Raw genomic sequence first — 20,556 nt, forward strand, 5'->3', positions numbered from 1 at the left:
TCAGCTAGATCGAAAGAATCAGAACCTGGACCCAGGCCTGTTCAAAAACTCGATTTCCTCAGCCGTGGACTCGCGCCCCAACACCGCATTGCGATGGGGAAACCGTCCAAACCGGGCAATGATCTTCTGGTGCCGCTCGGCATAATCCAGGTTGTCTTCAAACACCGCCCGTTCCGCTTCCGGTTGCTCTCGGACCAGGTCGATAAACCGCGACACGGCTTCGTTCTGCACCGCCAGGTTTTCGCAGTGTTCGAGTACCAGATAGATGAATACGCGCTGGATCGGCTTGAGTTGTCGGTCGAAACCCGCCGCCAGGCCTTGAGCCACCAGCGCTTGGGCACGCAGGTCGCCGGAAAAAGCCTTGGGGGTGTCGCGAAAGATCATCCGCGGGAGTTGATCGAGCAGTAGCACCAGGGCCAGCCAACCTTCCGGGCGTTGCGCCCAGTCGGTCAATCCGCCGGCCAGTGCCTGCTCGACCCGATCGCCGAAGCGCTCTTGCGCCTGGCGATCATGGCCTTTGCCGAACCACAGCTTGCCCCTGTCAGCCGATATTTCGTCCGGTGTCTGGGCTGCACCAAACCACCAATCGAGCAACGGCTGCCAAGGCTCGGCCATGCTTTACTCCTTGTGGTAAGCCGTGGCGCGAGCCACTTCTTCCTTCGAACCGAGGAACACGGCCACGCGCTGGTGCAGACCTTCAGGCTTGATATCGAGGATGCGCTGGTGACCGTCGGTGGAAGCGCCGCCCGCCTGCTCCACCAGGAACGACATCGGGTTGGCTTCGTACATCAGGCGCAGCTTGCCCGGCTTGGACGGCTCGCGGCTGTCGCGCGGGTACATGAACAAGCCGCCACGGGTCAGGATCCGGTGCACGTCGGCAACCATCGCGGCGACCCAGCGCATGTTGTAGTTCTTCTTCAGCGGGCCTTCTTCGCCTGCCAGCAGCTCTTCGACATAGCGTTTCACCGGGGCTTCCCAGTGACGCTGGTTGGACATGTTGATGGCGAATTCCTGGGTGGTTTCAGGAATGGTGATGTCTTCGTGGGTCAGTACGAAACTGCCCATCTCACGATCCAGGGTGAAGCCCTTGACGCCGTCACCCAGGGTCAGCACCAGCATGGTCTGGGGGCCGTAGATGGCATAACCGGCGGCGACCTGCTCGGTGCCCGGCTGCAGGAAGGCCTTTTCATTCAAGGCTTCGTTCTGGCTCAAGTACTCGTTCGGGCAGCGCAGTACCGAGAAGATGGTGCCGACCGGCGCGTTGATGTCGATGTTCGACGAACCGTCCAGTGGGTCGAACACCAGCAGGTAGGCACCCTTGGGGTATTTGCCCGGGATCTGGTAGGCATTGTCCATTTCCTCGGACGCCATGCCGGCCAGGTGACCGCCCCATTCGTTGGCTTCGAGGAGGATTTCGTTGGACAGCACGTCGAGCTTCTTCTGCACTTCACCCTGCACGTTTTCGGTGCCCATGCTGCCCAGGACACCACCCAACGCGCCTTTGGAGACGGCGTGGCTGATTTCCTTGCACGCACGCGCCACCACTTCGATCAAAAAGCGCAGATCGGCAGGGGTATTGTTGCTGCGGGTCTGCTCAATCAAATAGCGACTCAAGGTAACGCGGGACATGGACGGCTCCGAAGAATAGGGGGCGGAAAAACCAGCGCAGTTTAGCGCGAGTCGGGACTTAATTCCTCCTATGAGACGGGATATGGAGGATTGAGTTCACGGGGTGGCGGCTCGCTTGGATATTTCTGTCGATTGAGAGGACGCCATCGCGAGCAAGCTCGCTCCCACAGTTGACCGGGTTGTTTCGACGAACGCGGTCTATTGTGGGAGCGAGCTTGCTCGCGATGAACGCACCTCAGCTCTTGACCGGCGGCTTGCGAAGCAGGCTGAACGCCATCGCCGCGAGGAACAGCACGCTCAGCAGCAACACCGCCCACAAGCCGATTTTCTTCCAGTTGGTATCGACCGTCGCAGGCGCGGTGGCGGTTGCAGGGGTCGCAGCCGGCGTCGACGTGGCCGCGCCGTTCACCGTCGCCGCCCCCAGCGTCGCCAGGCGCGACGGTTTGTAATCAGGCACCAGCGTGCTCAATGGCAAGCTGGCCGCTTTGACTGTCGCGCTGCCCAGCGCCAGGCGGTAAGGCCCTTCGCCCCGCGCCAGGAACACCACCTGGGTCGGGCGCACGGCAAAGCGCAGGGCCGGGGCTTCGGTTCCCAAGCCACCACCACGCTCGTCCACGGTCAGTTTCAACTGTTGCACGGTCTGGCCGGACAGTTGCAATTGGTTTTGCAGCACATCCTGGCCGTTCTGGGTCAGGCGATAGAGCAAGCCACTGCCCATTGGCTGCCACGGATGGCTGCTTTCACGGCGACCGGCCAGGGTCACCGGCGCCAGGCTGTTGGCCTGGCTCAGTTCGACCTGCACTTGTTCGATGTTCAGCCCCATGGGCAACTGCCAGGTGTACTCACCGGCCTTCGTCGTGCTGCCGGCCAACGGTTGCGACCAGACCAGCGGCAACGGCAGGCTTTCGCGGCTGGCGCTGTGCAGTTGGGCCGAGGTCAGCACCGGCGCGGAGGACGGCGAATCCCACAGCAACCGCAGATAGCGCGCCGGCTGCCCCGGCAGGGTCACTTCATGCTGCTCGACCCGCTCATCGGCAAAGGTCAAGCGCGCCACCTGACCTTCGCCCCACGACTGCCAGTGCTGCAAGTCGTCACTGGCTTCGATGGTGAACCGCTGGAAGCCGTCGCGCTCGCTGGTCCAGTCGAGGATCAACTGCTGAAGCGGCGCCTTGATCGCGCTGGCATCCAACAACCAGCCACGCAACTCCTCCTCCCCGGCTTCGAGCCGGCTGGAAGGCTGGACTTCCACCAAGGTGCCGTTGGCGTTCGATTGCACCCGCACACTGGGCGCGCGCTCGTTGTCATCGGCGGCGTTGTACAGCGGGAACCACTTCACGTCGGTGAGGGTGCGGTTTTCCCGGCTCTGGGCCGACTCGCGCACCAAGGCATAGGCCTGGGCCTGCCCGGCGGCGTTGAAGACGCGCAGGTCGCTCAGGTCGGTCTGCCGCGCCTGCAACTGCACATCCAGTGGCAACGGCAGGCGATACCACGGCCCTTCGCCGCTCAGGGCCAACGGCACTTGATGGGCGAAATCCGCCGGTTGCTCCTGGGCCGTAGCCGACAACGCCACCCACAATCCGACCACGCCCAGCCCGATCCGATTCAACTTGCGACTCAAGATGACACTCCCTCACTGACAGGCATAGGCGGCTCATCCTGGGCGACCGTCTCCGGGCGCTTGGGCGGCAGCGGCGCGAAGTAGCCCACCACCAATAGCAATACACCCACGCCGATGAACGACACGATCCGCGCCAGACCGCCACGGTTACTCAATTCGACAAAGAACAGCTTGGCCACGACCACGGCGATCAACGCCGCACCGATCAGCCACACTTCACGGCGATGGCGCAGATGCCCACCGATCATCAGGCCCAGGGCGATCAAGGTCCAGACAATGGACAACCCGGCCTGCACGAACATCGACTCGAGCAGCGCGTCCAGCTCGTAGGGCACCCCCATCCACTGGTGGGCCGTGCGCATCACCAGGGCGGTGAAGAACGCGAACAGCGACACACCGGCGATCAACTGGGCGATGTGCCCGACGCGATTCCAGCCATTCGTCGATTGCTCCACGGCGTTGCGAGCCCACACATAGATACCGAACAAGGCGAACAGCAGGCCCAGCTCCAAGGGGTTGAGCAACGGCACATAAGGCAGTGGCTCTGAGTTGCCATCGCTGAAGGTGTTGGTCAGCCAGAACCAACCGAGCATCAACAGCGCCATGGGCGCCGCCGCATAGACACGATATTCCCGTGGTTGTGCCGAAACCGGCCATGGCAAGGTACGCGGCGTGGCCATCAGCACCAGATACAGACCCGGCAGGATCGCCCAGGCCAACCAGCGCCAGGCGTTGTACTGCTCGGACAGCAACAGCAGGCCGTAACGCAACTCCAGCATCAACACCGCCATCAGCAACCAGCACCCGAGTACGTGGGCCGTACTGCGCGCCCGGGCCGGCAGCACCGGCGCCAAGCGCTTGAGCGAGAGGAAATGCACGGCGAATACCGCCAGCCAGGCCAGCCAGCCAAAGTCCGCCGCCGGGTGGTAGCGGCTATCCCACGCTGCGACAAGCACACAGCCCGCCGCCGGGATCAACAGGGTGCACAGCAGCCCCAGTGCTGGCCATTTCAACCGCAGCGACAAAACGCTCCACACCGCCACGCTGATGGCCGCGACCAACAACAGCAAGCTGCCTTGCAGGTTCGCCGGGGCAAAACGCAGCACTTCGCTGACCCACGCCAGCGCCCACCAACCCGCACCCCAGATCAGCAACAGCTCGGACAGGCGCTGCAAGCTCAAGGCGTCCAGCTCCTGCGCCGCGTGCGCCCGTTGCAGGCGCCATGCGCCCACCAGCGCTGCCAGCCCCAGGACCAGCGGCGTCCAGAACCCACTGTGGGCCAGGGGTCGCAGGTCCTCGGCATTGAGCGGCCCCAACAGTGCTGGCCCCGCCATCAGGAACGACGCGCCGCCGAGCAGTTGCAACAGCAGGCCGAAGACAAAGCTCACGCGCTGTTTCAGGTACAGGCTCAGCCAGATGATCAACAGCCCGCTGGCCGCCCACACACCGCTCGCGGTTTGCCAGGGCAGGACGAACAGCACCGCGAGGTTGATCAGCACCAGCCCCGCCAGCAGCACCACCGACAAGCCGCGCAGCAACCGGACATCGTTGCGCACCATGTCGTCGCGCGCCGCCAGCAACATGCCGCCGATCAACGCCAGACCGATCAGGGAAGCACTGAGCAAACCGCTCCAGCCCGCGCTGAACACCGCCGCCGAATCGCCCTCGGCGCCTTGCAGGCGCAACAGGAACAGGGCGCCGCCGAGCAATTGCACCGCGAACGCGGTGAACAGGAAGCTGCGCGATTGCAGGCGCAGGCCGACAAACAACGTCGCCAATCCGGCCAGGGCCCAGGCGATGGCCGTGCCGTGGGTGAAGAAGAACAACGGTGCCAGCAGATAGAGGAAACTCAAGCCCAGCACCGCCAGCACCGGCAGGCCTTGGCGCTCCCAAGCCGCAGAGTGTTCAGGGGCGGCCTTGCGCAGTTGGTAGAACGTGAACAGTAAAGCGCCGCCGAGCATCAACGCCCCCAACGGTGAGCCGTCGAGCAGGCTGCTTTCGCCAGATCGCAATTCGCTGAGGAAGGCCAGCGCCGAACCCAATTGCAGCAGCAAAGCAAAGGCTCGTGCGAAAGGTCGTTGCTGGCGCAGGCCCAGCCAGAAAATCCCCGCGCCCTCCACGGCCCAGGCCGCGGCGGTCCAACGGGCGTCGAGCCCCAAGGGAATCGCCAGGCTGGAAAAGATCACCCCCAGGGCCAGGCAGGTTTCCGCCAACAACAAGGCGCGGCCGCCCATCAATAGCCGCGCCAGGCCCATGTAGATCATACCCAGGGCCAGGGCGCTGAAGGCAGCGGCGAACTCCAGGTGCTGCACCAACGCGAACTGCAAGCCGAAGCCCACCAGCGGCGGGGCGAACAGCATCGTGCCGTCGACGTAATCGCCCTTGCGCGCCGACCAGCGCAACAACGCGTCGCGGCTGCCCTCTTCGGGGGCGTCGTTCATTTCCAGCAGCTTGCGGCGGGTGAACAGCAAGCCGATCGCCAGGTAGATGAGGAAGAACAGAATCAGGAACGGCTCGGTGCTCCAGAGCAGTTCTGGCGTGTAGGAACGCAGGCCCCAGGCGAAACCGATGCCGAAGGTGCCGACAAAACCGATCAGGTTGAGCAGGCGCCAGGCCTTGAACCAGGCTATCGCGAGAATGCCGGCATTGAGCAGGATGAAATAGCTGAACAGCGCGACGTGGTTGCCGCTGCCGGTAGAAGTCAGGATCGGCGCGGCAAACCCGCCCAGTGCCGCCGCCGCAGCCAGGCCCAGGGCATTCTGGGTAACCGCCAGGATCGCCGAGAACACCGTCACCGCCACCAGCAAGCCCAGGGCCGCCTTGGAATCGAGCAACGGATGCAAGCGCATGGCGGCGAACACCGTCAGGTACAACACGGCGATCCCGGTGCCCTGGAGCATCAGCGCATAACTGTTGTTGCGCTGGCGCAACCACCAGCCCAGGCCCAACAGGCCCAGCGCACTGGCTGCGACGCCGGCGTAACGCAATTCGATCGGCACCACCATGCCTTCGGTGGCATAGCGCAGCAGGAACGCCAGGCCGAGGAACAACAACACCACACCGACCCGCAGCACCGTATTGCCGCCGAACAACCAGTTGCGCGCACCGATAATGGCGCGGTCGAACAGATTCGGACCACGTGGGGCCGCCGGCTCCGCCACCATCGGCTCCAGAGGCAGAGGGGCAAAATCGCGCTCGGCACGCCGACTGGACGTCTCTGGCACGGGTTTCCAAATGTCATCGGGCAACGCCTGGCTGGCCTGGGTGGCCATCGCGGGTGCGGGTTCGAGGTCTGACGGTAGTTCCCAGACGAGCTCCGGTTCGGTGCGCGTCGCGGGCTTCGCGGCCTGGGGCGCGACAACCTCGGGCACAGGGGCCGGATCACTCGGTTCGGCCACCTTGCCGCGTTCGAGTACCGCCAGGCGGCCCTCCAATGTGAGCAAGCTCTGCTGGGCCTCTTGCAACAAGATCTGTTGCTTGGCCGCCTGGACACCCAGGCGCCCCAATCGAAACGCCTGGGCGATGCCAAGCCCCACCAGTGCGCCTATCAGCGCATCGGCGAACGACTCGTCCACCACCCAGCCGAGTGCCAGGCCCAACAACGTCAAGATCCATTGCATGGTTGATATCCCTAAGCGGCCCGTTGCGGGCATGACCGGGGTGATGCGATGCCTGGATCAGTCTAGTGGAACCCCAAACCCTGTGGGAGCGAGCTTGCTCGCGATAGCGGCATGACAGACACCTTAAGGTTGACTGATACACCGCTATCGCGAGCAAGCTCGCTCCCACGTTGGAATGTTGGCGCTGCCAATTGCTGAGTCCGGCCACACAGCCCGGCGAAACTGGCGCCTAGTATATCGACGAAGCCCAACCGCCGTTGGGCTTCGCTCACATTTCTTGCAGCAAATGCTACTCCAGGGCTTTCCAGATATCGGTGGCGTATTCACGGATGGTCCGGTCCGAGGAGAACCAGCCCATGCGCGCGGTGTTGAGCACCGCCGAACGCCACCATTGCTTGGAGTCATGCCAACGCTCTTCGACCTTGGCCTGGGCGTTCCAGTACGAGTCGAAGTCGGCACAGACCAGGAAGCGGTCGTAGTCCACCAGCGAGTCGACAAGCCCGGCGTAGCGCATCGGATCATCCGGCGAGAACACCCCGCCCCGTATCGCCTGCAATACATCGTTCAGGCGATGGGAGGCGGCGATGTCCGGCGCAGCGCTGAACTCACCGTTTTGCTTGCGCGCTTCCACTTGCTCAGCCGTCAGGCCGAAAATGAACATGTGCTCGCCACCGACGCGCTCATGCATCTCCACGTTGGCGCCGTCCATGGTACCGATGGTCAGTGCGCCGTTGAGGCCGAACTTCATGTTGCTAGTGCCCGACGCTTCGAAGCCGGCCGTGGAAATCTGCTCCGACAGGTCCGCCGCCGGAATGATGCTTTCGGCCAGGCTGACGTTGTAGTTGGGCAGGAACACCACTTTGAGCAGACCGCGCACGGTCGGGTCGTTGTTCACCACTCGGGCGATGTCGTTGGTCAGCTTGATGATCAGCTTGGCCTGGTGGTAACTGGCGGCGGCCTTGCCGGCGAAGATCTTCACCCGCGGCACCCAGTCCACTTCCGGCTCGGCACGGATCGCCTGGTACAGCGCCACGGTGTGCATCAGGTTGAGCAACTGGCGCTTGTATTCGTGGATCCGCTTGACCTGCACGTCGAACATCGCGGCTGGGTTGACGGCAATGCCCAGTCGCTCGTGGATCAGGTAAGCCAGGGCTTTCTTGCTGTGCAGGCGCTGCTCGGCGAACTGCTTGCGAAACGCCGGCTTGTCGGCAAACGGTTCCAGTTCGATCAGGCGCTCCTCGGGATTGTCGAGCACGCTCGGGCCGAGGGCGTCGACCATCATCGAGGTCAATTCGGCGTTGGCCTGGAACAACCAGCGGCGGAAGGTGATGCCGTTGGTCTTGTTGTTGATCCGGTCCGGATAGAGTTTGTGCAGCTCGGAGAACACCGTGCTGCGCATCAGTTGGGTGTGCAACCCGGACACGCCGTTGACGCTGTGGGAACCGAGGAACGCCAGGTTGCCCATGCGCACCCGGCGACCGTTGTCCTCTTCGATCAGCGAAACCGAGCGCAGCACGTCGAAATCGTGCACGCCTTTGGCCCGCAGCGAATCGATGTGCTGGGCGTTGATCAGGTAGATGATCTGCATGTGCCGGGGCAACATGCGCTCCATCAGCCCCACCGGCCAGGTCTCCAGGGCTTCGGGCAGCAGTGTGTGGTTGGTGTAGGACAGCGTGTCCTGGGTGATCTGCCAGGCCGCATCCCAGGCCACGTCATAGACATCCACCAGTTGCCGCATCAGTTCGGCCACGGCGATGGACGGGTGCGTGTCGTTGAGCTGGATCGCCGCATGGTCGCCCAGGGTCAGCACCGAGGTGTGCATGTTGCGATGGCGCCGCAGCAAGTCCTGCAACGAGGCGGCGACAAAGAAATACTCCTGGCGCAGGCGCAGTTCCTGGCCGGCTTCGGTGCTGTCGGCCGGATAGAGCACGCGGGAAATACTTTCGGCCCGGGCCACTTCCGCCACCGCGCCCAAGTGGTCGCCGGCATTGAAGCGTTCCAGGTGCAGGTCTTCCATGGCCCGGGCGCGCCACAGCCGCAGGGTGTTGACGCTGGCACCGCGCCAACCCACCACCGGCGTGTCGTAGGCGATGGCCCGCACGGTTTCGGCCGGGGACCAGACTTGCCGGGTCTTGCCGGCCTCATCGGTCACGGTCTCGACGCTGCCGCCAAAGCCGATCGGGTAGACCACCTCCGGCCGCTCGAACTCCCACGGGTTGCCGAAGTCCAGCCAATGCTCGGTCTGCTCCTGCTGCCAGCCATCGACAATCGCCTGGCGGAACAAGCCGTGCTCATAGCGAATGCCGTAGCCATGGCCAGCGATGCCCAGTGTGGACATGCTTTCCATGAAGCACGCCGCCAGGCGGCCAAGACCACCGTTGCCCAGCGCCGCATCGGGTTCGAGCAGGCGGATGCGCTCCAGGTCCACGCCCAGCTCGGTCAGGGCCTCGCGCGCGGTGTCCAGCAGGCCAAGGTTGCTCAGGCTGTCGTAGAGCAAGCGGCCGATGAGGAATTCCAGGGAGAGGTAATAGACGCGCTTCTGGCCCTTGCGGTAGATCTGCCGCGTGTGGTCCATCCAGTGTTCGACCATGTGGTCGCGGGCGGCCAGGGCAATGGCTTCGAACCAATCGTGATCAAACGCATGATCCGGGTCCTTGCCGACGGCGTAAGTGAGCTTGGTCAACACAGCGTCGCGAAATGCAGCGACTTCAGCTTCGCGAACAAGTGGTTCTTGAGTCATTGATGAGACCTCGAACGAGCATGGAATTGTCTGAGCCTAGTCGGTCTGACAGACGGCACAGGCTCTGGTTCGGTGGTTTTTCCCTGTGACGGAGAATCGTCGTCAGAGAATTGCCGGATAAGCGAATGAATGCAGGGGCCGTGCCGGTCCGGGAGCGGTTTGTCCCGAATGAAAAAAAACCGGCAGATGGTCGTTCAAAATTTCACCAGTCCCGGTATGATCGCGCGCCCTGATGCATGCTGGTAAACCGTGATGATGAAGCCCAACCTGATCGCCGCCGCGGAGATCGACCGACTCGATACCTGGGCCAAGTACTCCGCCCCGATGTGCGGTTCCTGCGTGTCGAGCTGCTGCACACTGCCGGTGGAAGCCAAGATCAAGGACCTGATCCGCATCGGCATCGTCGATGAGTTCGAACTGGGCGACCCGCCGAAGAACATCGCCAAGCGCCTGCAAAAGGAAGGGATCGTCGAGCGCTACAACCAGAAGTCGGAAATTTTCACGCTCCAGCGCATGAGCAACAACGATTGCCTTTATCTGGACCGCAAGAGCCGGTTGTGCACCATTTACGAGAAGCGCCCGGACACCTGCCGCAACCATCCGCGGATTGGGCCACGGCCGGGGTATTGTGCCTACAAGCCCAAGGAAGTGGAGCGCGAGCGGAATCCGCGGACGTTGGACAAATTCTGATCGACTGCGGGTTCAGCGGTGCCTGAGCCGACGCCATCGCGAGCAAGCTCGCTCCCACAGGGGATTCCTGTCGGACACAACATCTGTACCCACTGCAAATCCACTGTGGGAGCGAGCTTGCTCGCGATGGGGCCCTGACAAGCACCGCACAAATCCCAGGCATAAAAAAACGCCCCTGATCTCACAATCAGGGGCGTTTTTTTTCAGCCGCTAACTAAGTCGAAACTCAGTTGCCGCTTTTCTTGGCAGCGCGGGTACGCTCGCTTTCGCCAAGGATTTTCTTACGCAGGCGAATCGACTTCGGCGTCACTTCGCACAGTTCGTCTTCTTGTACGAACTCCAGCGCTTGCTCCAGGGTGAACTTGACCGGCGGAACCAGGGCGATGGTTTCGTCCTTGCCCGAAGCACGCATGTTGTCGAGCTTCTTGCCTTTGGTCGGGTTCACGCCCAGGTCGTTGTCGCGGCTGTTCAGGCCGACGATTTGACCTTCGTAGATATCCTGGCCGTGCTCGACGAACAGCTTGCCGCGCGCTTGCAGGGTTTCCAGCGAGTAGGTCAGGGCCTTGCCGGTCGCAACCGATACCAGCACGCCGTTCTGACGGCCGGACATGTCGCCGGACTTCATCACGTCGTAACGATCGAAGATCGAGGTCAGGATGCCGCCACCGGAGGTCAGGGTCAGGAACTCGTTACGGAAACCGATCAGGCCACGGGCCGGGATGTTGTACTCAAGGCGCACACGGCCCTTGCCATCCGGAACCATGTTGGTCAGGTCGCCTTTACGCAGGCCCATTTGCTCCATGATCGCGCCCTGGGATTCTTCCGGCAGGTCGATGGTCACGTTTTCGTACGGTTCGTGCTTGACGCCATCAACCATGCGGATGATCACTTCAGGACGACCCACGCCCATTTCGAAGCCTTCGCGACGCATGGTTTCGATCAGTACCGAGAGGTGCAGCTCACCACGGCCGGACACTTTGAACTTGTCGGCCGAGTCGCCTTCTTCAACGCGCAGGGCAACGTTGTAGAGCAGCTCTTTGTCCAGGCGTTCCTTGATGTTACGGCTGGTCACGAACTTGCCTTCTTTACCGCAGAATGGCGAGTCGTTGACCTGGAAGGTCATGGAAACGGTTGGCTCGTCGACGGTCAACGGCTTCATCGCTTCGACGTTCAGTGGGTCGCACAGGGTGTCGGAGATGAACAGTTGCTCGAAGCCGCTGATGCAGACGATGTCGCCGGCCGCAGCTTCTTCGACGTCGATGCGGTGCAGGCCGTGGTGACCCATCAGCTTGAGGATACGACCGTTGCGCTTCTTGCCGTCGGCGTCGATGGCAACCACCGGGGTGTTCGGCTTGATGCGACCACGGGCGATACGGCCAACACCGATCACACCCAGGAAGCTGTTGTAGTCCAGTGCCGAGATCTGCATCTGGAACGGACCGTCACGGTCGACTTTCGGCGCTGGTACGTCGTCGACGATCGACTGGTACAGCGGGGTCATGTCTTCAGCCATGGCAGTGTGGTCCAGACCGGCAATGCCGTTCAGGGCCGAGGCGTAGACGACTTTGAAGTCCAGCTGTTCTTCGGTGGCACCCAGGTTGTCGAACAGGTCGAAGATCTGGTCCAGAACCCAGTCCGGACGCGCGCCTGGACGGTCAACCTTGTTGATGACCACGATCGGACGCAGGCCGGCTTCGAAGGCCTTCTTGGTCACGAAACGGGTTTGCGGCATAGGGCCGTCCTGAGCGTCAACCAGCAGCAGCACGGAGTCGACCATCGACATCACGCGCTCTACTTCACCACCGAAGTCGGCGTGGCCCGGGGTGTCCACGATGTTGATGTGGTAGCCGTTCCAGTTGATGGCGGTGTTTTTCGCCAGGATGGTAATACCGCGCTCTTTTTCCTGGTCGTTGGAGTCCATCACGCGCTCGTCGTTGAGCTCGTTGCGCTCCAGGGTGCCGGATTGACGCAAGAGTTTGTCTACCAGGGTGGTCTTACCATGGTCAACGTGAGCAATGATGGCGATGTTGCGTAGATTTTCGATCACTTGTGTATCTCGATCAGAGGATTCGGTGTGCTGACAGGTCGTGGCAGCGATTTACGTTGAGTCCGACAAAGCCGTTACAGCCTGTCGGCGGCGTCGGGGGGCCGGTGACGCAGGCCACAGGCAAACAGCCCCGGGCACTTAGCTCGGTCGATAAACGCGCACATTGGCATGCCCCTCACTGAGCAAATGGTGGGCATGCAGGCGACTCATCACGCCTTTGTCGCAATACAGCAGGTACTGGCGAGTAGGGTCCAGTTCCTTGAAACGCGCGTTCACGGCATAGAACGGCATCGTTTTTACCTCGATGCCGGCGACACTCAGCGGGTCGTCTTCAGCGTCATCCGGGTGGCGGATGTCGATGATGATCTGACCGGCCAGCGCTTCGCCGACTTCTTCAATCTTGATGTCCTGGCCCAATTCGTCGATAACGCGATCGATCGGCACCAGCCTGGCGTTTTCGAGCGCTCGCTCGAGTACCGCCATGTCGAATTCTTTCTCTTCGTGCTCCACCCGCCCGCGCTTGGCCGCCGTCTTCGGATTGACCGAGATGACGCCACAGTATTCCGGCATGTGCCGGGCAAACTCGGCGGTGCCGATTTCGTTGGCCTGGTCGATGATGTCCTGCTTGTGGCTGGCGATCAGTGGACGCAAGACCAGCTTCTCGGTCACGCAGTCGATCACCGACAGGTTCGGCAACGTCTGGCTCGACACCTGGGAGATCGCCTCGCCGGTCACCAGCGCATCGATTTGCAGGCGGTCGGCAATTCGTGAAGCGGCGCGCAACATCATACGCTTCAAAATGACGCCCATATGACTGTTATCGACTTTGCCGAGAATCTCGCCCAGGACTTCCTCGAACGGCACACTCACAAATAACACGCGTTGGGAGCTGCCGTACTTCTTCCAGATGAAGTGCGCCACTTCCATCACGCCCAGTTCATGGGCACGCCCGCCGAGGTTGAAGAAGCAGAAATGGCTCATCAACCCGCGACGCATGATCTGGTAGGCGGCCACCGTGGAGTCGAAGCCACCGGACATCAGCACCAGGGTCTGCTCCAGCGAACCCAGCGGATAACCGCCGATGCTGTTGTGCTGGCTGTGGATCACGAACAGCCGCTGGTCGCGAATTTCGATGCGCACTTCGATTTCCGGGTCTTTCAACGAAATACCGGCCGCGCCACATTGCCGGCGCAACTGGCTGCCGACGAACTTCTCCACATCCATCGAACTGAACGCGTGCTTGCCGGCGCGCTTGCAACGCACCGAAAAGATCTTGCCGGCCAGTGCATCACCATAATGAAGCATGCACTTGGCGAGGATGTCGTCGAAATCCCCCAGCGGGTATTCATCGACTTGCAAAAAATGCGCGATGCCCGGCATGCAACTCAGGCGCTCGGTCATTTCCTTCAGCAGCTTGGGTTCGCTGACACGGGTTTCCAGTTCGAGGTTGTCCCACACGCCATTCACCACCACGGCCGGATCCAGGTCTCGGAGCACGGCACGGATGTTCTTGGCCAACTGGCGGATGAAACGCATCCGTACCGGGCGGCTCTTGATGGTGATCTCGGGGAAGACTTTTACGATTAGTTTCATGAAAACAGCGCGCGGACGGCCAGCCGAAAAAGGGGGGCGCGGATTATAGCGGAAATTGCTCAAGGTTTAACCAGTTAATGTGCAGATGGTTTTACGCGCACCAAAACAGGTCATTATCGATTGACGACGCCACATTGCAGTGCGTTATTGTCGGACAATCTTTGATTTACGCCTTTAAAAGCGTGGATTTGGTGCAAAAAACCCATGCTGGGGCACTGGCATGCAATTTGCTCCCTTGTGAGGCAGGTTGCCTTGGCAGAGTATTCGCGCCGGCATCACCCATATCTAAGGGCACTCCACTACCCGCCCGAAGCCACCCGGAGGACATATGTCGAAGTCGGTTCAACTCATCAAAGATCATGACGTCAAGTGGATTGATCTGCGCTTCACTGACACCAAAGGTACTCAACATCACGTGACCATGCCGGCCCGTGATGCGCTGGACGACGAATTCTTTGAAATCGGGAAAATGTTCGACGGCTCCTCCATCTCTGGCTGGAAAGGCATCGAAGCCTCCGACATGATCCTGATGCCGGACGACGAAACCGCCGTCCTGGACCCGTTCACCGAAGAGCCGACCCTGATCCTGGTCTGCGACATCATCGAACCTTCGACCATGCAAGGCTATGACCGCGACCCACGCGCCATCGCCCACCGCGCCGAGGAATACCTGAAGTCCACCGGCATCGGCGACACCGCTTTCTTCGGTCCTGAGCCTGAGTTCTTCATCTTCGACTCGGTCAAGTTCAAGTCCGACATCTCCGGCTCCATGTTCAAGATCTTCTCCGAACAAGGTTCGTGGATGTCCGACCAGGACGTGGAAGGCGGCAACAAAGGTCACCGTCCAGGCATCAAAGGCGGTTACTTCCCGGTTCCACCGTTCGACTTCGACCACGAAATCCGTACCTCCATGTGCAACGCACTGGAAGAAATGGGCCAGACCGTCGAAGTTCACCACCACGAAGTGGCGACTGCCGGCCAGAACGAAATCGGCGTGAAATTCAACACGCTGGTCAAGAAGGCTGACGAAGTACAGACCCTCAAGTACTGCGTACACAACGTTGCTGACGCCTACGGCCGCACCGCGACCTTCATGCCGAAGCCGCTGTACGGCGACAACGGTTCGGGCATGCACGTTCACATGTCGATCTCCAAGGACGGCAAGAACACCTTCGCAGGCGAAGGCTATGCCGGCCTGTCGGACACTGCCCTGTACTTCATCGGCGGTATCATCAAGCACGGTAAGGCCCTGAACGGCTTCACCAACCCGTCGACCAACTCCTACAAGCGTCTGGTACCAGGCTTCGAAGCACCGGTCATGCTGGCCTACTCGGCTCGCAACCGTTCCGCCTCGATCCGTATTCCTTACGTGAACAGCCCTAAAGCCCGCCGTATCGAAGCACGCTTCCCGGATCCGGCTGCCAACCCGTACCTGGCCTTCGCTGCACTGATGATGGCCGGCCTGGACGGTATCCAGAACAAGATCCACCCTGGCGATGCCGCTGACAAAAACCTGTATGACCTGCCGCCTGAAGAGGCCAAGGAAATCCCACAGGTGTGTGGCAGCTTGAAAGAAGCCCTGGAAGAGCTGGACAAGGGCCGTGCGTTCCTGACCAAAGGCGGCGTATTCAGCGATGACTTCATCGACGCTTACATCGCACTGAAAAGCGAAGAAGAAATCAAGGTTCGCACCTTCGTACACCCACTGGAATATGAGCTGTACTACAGCTGCTGATCCGGTAGCGCCGCCACGCACGGCGTGAAATAAAGAAAGGCCTCCTTCGGGAGGCCTTTTTTATGGGCGCCGGTTACGTGCATGATGCCCCGTCGCTCCCCCTAGAAGACGAGACTGCCCATGACTTTGCGCTTCAAGCTCTGCCTTGCCCTGTCTGCCGCGCTGCTGGCCTCCACCGCCGCAGCCGCCTCGACTCCCGCCCCAGAAGCCCTGACCCCGTTGCTTAACGCCATTGGCGAGCGCCTGGCCATCGCCGATCAAGTGGCGCTGAGTAAATGGGACAGTGGCAAACCCGTAGAGGACCGTCAGCGCGAGCGTGAAGTCATCGCCGCCGCCGTTGCCCAGGCACCGGCCTACAAACTGAGCAACGAAACCGTGGAAGCGTTTTTTGCCGCCCAGATAGAAGCCAACAAAATGGTGCAGTACATCAACTTGTCCGACTGGGCCCTGGACGGCAAGGCCCCGGACCTCCCGCGCCCGGACCTGGTGGGGCAGATCCGCCCGCAGCTCGACCGCCTGCAGAAACGCCTGCTGCAACAACTGGCCGACTTCGCCCCCTATCGCACCGACCCGCAGTGCCCGCAATGGCTGGCCCGCGCCACCCACCACGACAAGCAACACCCGGTGCACCGGCTCGCCCTGATCCGAGCAACCGCAGAGCTGTGTATCTCCACAAAAGCCTAAGCCCCCCCCCTGTGGGAGCGAGCTTGCTCGCGATGAGGCCAGCACATTCAACACCTCAGTGCCTGACACTCCGCCATCGCGAGCAAGCTTGCTCCCACAGGGCAGGTCATGGCCCAACACACAACAACTTGGGCCAACCCTCCCCCCTGACCTATGCTGCAACTCAACACTTTCAGTTTTCGGTCGATTTTATGGGGCGCGGTTTTTCAATCATCCTGTTGTTGCTGCTGGCACTGCCCGCCGCCGCGCAGATCTACAAGTACATCGACGCCGAGGGCAATACCGCCTACAGCAACCAGCCGCCCCAAGGCGTCCCGGCCCAGACGGTGGAGTTGCCGCCGCTCAACAGCATCGAACGCCAGTCTCCGGCCAGCCCGGGCACACCGACGCCTCCCGCCAACAGCGAAAAGCCGCGCGATGCCTACGAAATCCTGGAACTGACCGACATCCCCACCGACGAGGCCCTGCGCGCCAACAACGGCACCTTCACCGTTGGCGTACACGCTCAACCGCGCCTGCGCAGCCCGCATCTGTTCCGGCTGCTGCTGGACGGGCAGCCCTACGGCCAACCAAGCAACGTGCCGCGCCTGCAATTGGTGAATATCGACCGAGGCGAGCACAGCCTGGCGGTTCAAGTCATCGACGGCGACAACCTCCTGCAGCAAAGCGAAACCGTCACTTTCACCGTGCAACGGGTGCACCAGCCATGATCCGCTGGCTGCTCACGCTGGGCCTGGCGCTGACGGCGATGCCCGGCGTGGCGCAGGTCTATACCTACATCGATGCCCAGGGCAATCGCGTGTTCACCGATCAGCCGCGCCCCGGCAACGCAAAGAAAGTCCAACTGCCACCCGGCAACCGGATGCCGGCGCCGCCCACGGGCACAGCCTCGGCGCCCGCGACCGAAGCCCGGCCCGAACCGTTGTTTCATTACGAAATGCTCAGGCTGTTGATTCCCGAGCCGGACGCGACGATACGCAGCACCGCAGGCGAATTGATCGTCAGTGTCACCAGCGAGCCGGGCCTGAAAAAAGGCCACCGCTACCGCCTGTTGCTCGACGGCAAACCAACGGGCGCGCCGGGACCGAGCCCGGTATTCGCCTTGAGCGACATCGATCGAGGCACCCATCACCTGGCGGTCGAAATCCTCGACGAGCAGGACCGTATCGTCGAACGCACCGCCAACCAGCCCTTCCACATGCAGCGCATATCCCTTGCGCAGAAGCGCCGCATCAAGCCCTGTGCCACAGCCGATTACGGTCAACGCCCGGAGTGCCCCCTCGCCGAAAAACCTGAAGAAGAAAAAAGCAGCATCTTGCCGTTTTTTTAACACTGCCCAGGCTCTCGCACTATATTGGTGCAATAGCTTGCACGCTACTCAGTCCAAAAACCCATTTTGGTTCGAAAGTACCCGGAAAAGCTGGCAGAACGCCACGCAAGCGACCGAAAAACACCCTTTTGAGGCTCTAAACGCTTCTTTTCGGAGCCTTGGTTTGGTTTTTGCATTTTCCTTGTGACAGCGCATTAATCGCGCGCGCAATTTGGGACCGGTCCCGAGTTGCTACGCTCCAAAAGAGGTCCTGATGACCATTAGCGACGCACTACACCGCTTGCTGCTCGACAACCTCACCACCGCGACCATCCTGCTCGACGCCGAACTGCGCCTCGAGTACATGAACCCGGCGGCGGAGATGCTCCTGGCTGTCAGCGGCCAGCGCAGCCACGGGCAGTTCATCAGCGAGTTGTTTACCGAATCTGCCGAAGCGCTCAATTCCCTGCGCCAAGCGGTAGAGCAGGCTCACCCGTTCACCAAGCGCGAGGCGATGCTCACCGCCCTGACCGGCCAGACCCTGACCGTGGATTATGCGGTCACGCCGATCCTGAACAACGGCGCCACCTTGTTGCTGCTGGAAGTCCACCCGCGTGATCGCTTGCTGCGCATCACCAAGGAGGAGGCGCAGTTGTCCAAGCAGGAAACCAGCAAGATGCTGGTGCGGGGCCTGGCCCACGAGATCAAGAACCCTCTCGGCGGAATACGTGGCGCGGCACAGTTGCTTGCCCGTGAACTGCCGGAAGAAAGCCTCAAGGACTACACCAACGTCATCATCGAGGAAGCCGACCGCCTGCGGAACCTGGTGGACCGCATGCTCGGTTCGAACAAGCTGCCATCCCTGGCGATGTGCAACGTCCATGAAGTGCTGGAGCGCGTCAGCAGCCTGGTGGAAGCGGAAAGCCAGGGCTGCATCACTTTGGTGCGCGACTATGACCCGAGCATTCCCGACGTCTTGATCGACCGCGAGCAGATGATCCAGGCGGTGCTGAACATCGTGCGCAACGCGATGCAGGCCATCAGCAGCCAGAACGAACTGCGCCTGGGTCGCATCAGCCTGCGCACCCGCGCCATGCGCCAGTTCACCATCGGCCACGTGCGCCATCGCCTGGTGACCAAGATCGAGATCATCGACAACGGTCCGGGCATCCCTGCCGAACTGCAGGAAACCATCTTTTTTCCCATGGTCAGCGGCCGTCCGGATGGTACCGGGCTGGGCCTGGCCATTACCCAGAACATCATCAGTCAGCATCAGGGCTTGATCGAATGTGAGAGCCACCCCGGCCACACCACTTTCTCGATCTTCCTGCCACTGGAACAAGGAGCCACATCGACATGAGCCGTAGTGAAACCGTGTGGATCGTCGATGACGACCGTTCTATCCGTTGGGTCCTGGAAAAAGCCTTGCAACAGGAAGGCATGACCACCCAGAGCTTCGACAGCGCCGATGGGGTGATGAGTCGCCTGGCGCGTCAGCAACCGGACGTCATCATCTCCGACATCCGCATGCCCGGGGCCAGCGGCCTGGACCTGCTGGCGCGGATTCGCGAACAGCACCCGCGTCTGCCGGTAATCATCATGACCGCCCATTCCGACCTGGACAGCGCCGTGGCGTCCTACCAGGGCGGCGCTTTCGAATACCTGCCCAAGCCATTTGACGTCGACGAAGCCGTATCGCTGGTCAAGCGCGCCAACCAGCACGCCCAGGAACAACAAGGCATGGAAGAGGTGCCGGCCCTGGCCCGCACCCCGGAAATCATCGGCGAAGCGCCGGCGATGCAGGAAGTGTTTCGCGCCATCGGGCGCTTGAGCCACTCCAACATCACTGTGCTGATCAATGGCGAGTCGGGCACCGGCAAGGAACTGGTGGCCCACGCCCTGCACCGCCACAGCCCACGGGCGGCGTCGCCGTTCATCGCGCTGAACATGGCGGCGATTCCCAAGGACTTGATGGAGTCCGAGCTGTTCGGCCACGAAAAAGGCGCCTTCACCGGCGCGGCCAACCTGCGGCGCGGACGCTTCGAGCAAGCCGACGGCGGCACGTTGTTCCTCGATGAAATCGGCGACATGCCGGCCGACACCCAGACCCGCTTGCTGCGCGTGCTGGCCGATGGCGAGTTCTATCGGGTCGGCGGCCATACACCGGTCAAGGTGGACGTGCGCATCATCGCCGCGACCCACCAGAACCTGGAAACCCTGGTTCACGCCGGCAAATTCCGTGAGGACTTGTTCCACCGCCTGAACGTCATCCGCATTCATATCCCGCGCCTGGCGGATCGTCGCGAAGACATCCCGACCCTGGCCCGGCACTTCCTCAGCCGCGCGGCCCAGGAACTGGCGGTCGAGCCCAAGCTGCTCAAGAGCGAAACCGAGGAATACCTCAAGAACCTGCCGTGGCCGGGCAACGTGCGCCAGTTGGAGAACACCTGCCGCTGGATCACGGTGATGGCTTCAGGTCGCGAAGTGCACATCAGCGACCTGCCGCCGGAACTGCTGAGCCTGCCCCAGGATTCGGCCCCCGTGACCAACTGGGAGCAAGCCCTGCGCCAGTGGGCCGACCAGGCCCTGGCCCGCGGTCAGTCGAGCCTGTTGGACAGCGCGGTACCGGCCTTCGAGCGGATCATGATCGAAACCGCCCTCAAGCACACCGCCGGCCGCCGCCGCGATGCCGCCGTGCTGCTGGGCTGGGGCCGCAATACCTTGACCCGCAAGATCAAGGAATTGGGGATGAAGGTCGACGGTGGGGATGATGATGACGGGGATGAGGGCTGATCGGTCTTTAGCCCTTCGCTGAATTTGAAGGCCCAATCGCGAGCAAGCTCGCTCCCACAAGGGAAACGCAATTCCTGGACGGCCCCCCAAAAGTCAGA

At 61.7% G+C, this 20,556-nt stretch carries 14 protein-coding genes; 7 read left to right on the forward strand and 7 right to left on the reverse strand.

The genetic code is table 11. The annotated features are described in order from the left end of the window. Window positions 1–18 precede the first annotated feature (18 nt). The 5 genes from J4E53_RS08095 to J4E53_RS08115 all read right to left on the reverse strand — a co-directional run bounded on the left by J4E53_RS08095 (window position 19) and on the right by J4E53_RS08115 (window position 9,607). Window positions 19–615 (reverse strand): DUF924 family protein, encoded by a 597-nt coding sequence (locus J4E53_RS08095; protein WP_103309362.1) that lies wholly within the window; start codon window positions 613–615, stop codon window positions 19–21. Window positions 616–618: 3 nt separating this feature from the next. After that, window positions 619–1,629 (reverse strand): class 1 fructose-bisphosphatase, encoded by a 1,011-nt coding sequence (locus J4E53_RS08100; RefSeq protein ID WP_018607993.1) that lies wholly within the window; start codon window positions 1,627–1,629, stop codon window positions 619–621. Between the two features lie 235 nt (window positions 1,630–1,864). After that, window positions 1,865–3,247: a DUF3999 domain-containing protein gene (locus tag J4E53_RS08105; protein WP_103309360.1), complete on the reverse strand. Its 1,383-nt coding sequence runs from the start codon at window positions 3,245–3,247 to the stop codon at window positions 1,865–1,867. After that, entirely contained in the window at window positions 3,244–6,867 is a 3,624-nt protein-coding gene (locus tag J4E53_RS08110; protein ID WP_103309358.1) for a DUF2339 domain-containing protein, read from the reverse strand. Before J4E53_RS08110 ends, J4E53_RS08105 begins: the two co-directional genes overlap by 4 nt. Window positions 6,868–7,156: 289 nt before the next feature. Continuing rightward, a complete protein-coding gene (locus tag J4E53_RS08115) occupies window positions 7,157–9,607 on the reverse strand; it encodes a glycogen/starch/alpha-glucan phosphorylase (protein ID WP_060739598.1) in 2,451 nt (816 codons plus the stop codon). A 252-nt stretch (window positions 9,608–9,859) separates the two neighbouring features. Between J4E53_RS08115 and J4E53_RS08120 the strand changes: the two genes are divergently transcribed. Next, a complete protein-coding gene (locus tag J4E53_RS08120) occupies window positions 9,860–10,297 on the forward strand; it encodes a YkgJ family cysteine cluster protein (RefSeq protein ID WP_025211360.1) in 438 nt (145 codons plus the stop codon). A 226-nt stretch (window positions 10,298–10,523) separates the two neighbouring features. Here J4E53_RS08120 and typA read toward each other — a convergent pair whose 3' ends face one another. After that, window positions 10,524–12,344 (reverse strand): translational GTPase TypA, encoded by a 1,821-nt coding sequence (gene typA / locus J4E53_RS08125; protein ID WP_003186725.1) that lies wholly within the window; start codon window positions 12,342–12,344, stop codon window positions 10,524–10,526. 138 nt (window positions 12,345–12,482) lie between these two features. Beyond that, on the reverse strand, window positions 12,483–13,937 hold the full coding sequence (thiI, locus tag J4E53_RS08130; RefSeq protein WP_060739599.1) for a tRNA uracil 4-sulfurtransferase ThiI: 1,455 nt from the start codon (window positions 13,935–13,937) through the stop codon (window positions 12,483–12,485). 328 nt (window positions 13,938–14,265) lie between these two features. On the opposite strand from thiI, the gene glnA reads away from it, so the two are divergent. From glnA to ntrC, 6 genes are all read left to right on the forward strand, one after another. Continuing rightward, window positions 14,266–15,672: a type I glutamate--ammonia ligase gene (glnA, locus tag J4E53_RS08135; RefSeq protein WP_014336114.1), complete on the forward strand. Its 1,407-nt coding sequence runs from the start codon at window positions 14,266–14,268 to the stop codon at window positions 15,670–15,672. Between the two features lie 120 nt (window positions 15,673–15,792). Continuing rightward, window positions 15,793–16,356 (forward strand): chorismate mutase, encoded by a 564-nt coding sequence (locus J4E53_RS08140; protein ID WP_103309356.1) that lies wholly within the window; start codon window positions 15,793–15,795, stop codon window positions 16,354–16,356. 191 nt (window positions 16,357–16,547) lie between these two features. Further along, on the forward strand, window positions 16,548–17,066 hold the full coding sequence (locus tag J4E53_RS08145) for a DUF4124 domain-containing protein (RefSeq protein WP_103309354.1): 519 nt from the start codon (window positions 16,548–16,550) through the stop codon (window positions 17,064–17,066). Continuing rightward, window positions 17,063–17,686 carry a DUF4124 domain-containing protein gene (locus tag J4E53_RS08150; RefSeq protein WP_060739602.1) on the forward strand — a complete coding sequence of 208 codons (624 nt, stop codon included), beginning with the start codon at window positions 17,063–17,065 and terminating at the stop codon, window positions 17,684–17,686. The genes J4E53_RS08145 and J4E53_RS08150 overlap by 4 nt, the downstream gene beginning before the upstream one ends. A gap of 253 nt (window positions 17,687–17,939) precedes the next feature. Beyond that, the gene (gene glnL, locus J4E53_RS08155) at window positions 17,940–19,025 is read left to right on the forward strand and encodes a nitrogen regulation protein NR(II) (RefSeq protein ID WP_053117539.1); all 1,086 of its coding nucleotides are present in this window, start codon (window positions 17,940–17,942) and stop codon (window positions 19,023–19,025) included. Further along, window positions 19,022–20,458, forward strand: coding sequence for a nitrogen regulation protein NR(I) (ntrC, locus tag J4E53_RS08160; protein ID WP_060739603.1), 1,437 nt, complete (start codon window positions 19,022–19,024; stop codon window positions 20,456–20,458). The genes glnL and ntrC overlap by 4 nt, the downstream gene beginning before the upstream one ends. The last annotated feature ends 98 nt before the right edge of the window (window positions 20,459–20,556 follow it).

Source organism: Pseudomonas sp. FW305-28, from assembly GCF_017351395.1.
Lineage (GTDB): Bacteria > Pseudomonadota > Gammaproteobacteria > Pseudomonadales > Pseudomonadaceae > Aquipseudomonas > Aquipseudomonas fluorescens_AA.